General features: G+C 52.9%; 1 pseudogene. It reads left to right on the forward strand.

Annotation, left to right across the window (positions count from 1 at the left end):
- Positions 1–445, forward strand: a pseudogene (locus tag CFR80_RS18575) (IS5-like element ISGdi1 family transposase); the annotation flags it as partial.
- Positions 446–788 lie beyond the last annotated feature (343 nt).

Below are 788 nucleotides of genomic sequence, written 5' to 3' on the forward strand. Positions count from 1 at the left end.
TTCGGGCTATGACGCGGGCAAGAAGGTCAAGGGCCGCAAGCGCCATATCGTGACTGATACCTGCGGCTTCCTGATCTTTCTCCTCGTTCATGCCGCCGACATCCAGGACCGTGATGGGGCCGTTGATGTTCTGGCGGCAATACGCAGGCGCTTTCCCTGGCTGCGCCACATCTTCGCTGATGGCGGCTATGCTGGCGACAAATTGCGATCCGCGCTCGCCTCCATGGGAAAATGGACGATCGAAATCATCAGGCGGTCCGATACGGCGAAGGGCTTTCAGATCCTGCCGCGCCGCTGGGTGGTTGAACGGACATTCGCCTGGCTGGGACGGTGCAGGCGGCTCGCCAAAGATTGGGAAAAGTCCATTGCTTCCTCAACCGCATGGACATTGATCGCCTCGATCCGCATGCTCACACGACGGACAGCAAGGCATTGTCAAGCTTGAAAAACTTTCGGATCGGGCTCTTCGTAAAGACGGATGAATCACAACAGGCTGGTATTGTTCAAAAACTTTCGGATCAGGCTCTAACCGACGGGAGCCTGCGTCGTTGTTGACGATGGATATTCAGCAAGGCCCCTGCCCTACCACTCCCCTGACACAATATAATCGGCACGTCATATCCATTTTTATAAATACATATTAAGTATATTTATTTTCGTTTCTTTATCAGAAATGTATGGATGTGCATATAATACTACGGGCTATCACCTTTGACCTATATGAGCCCATTTTCTGAGGCCGATGGATCGGATGGTCTGTGGCAGGGCGGTGAGGTTGTTCCATGCGG

It is taken from the genome of Komagataeibacter oboediens (genome assembly GCF_003207815.1).
GTDB classification, from domain to species: domain Bacteria; phylum Pseudomonadota; class Alphaproteobacteria; order Acetobacterales; family Acetobacteraceae; genus Komagataeibacter; species Komagataeibacter oboediens.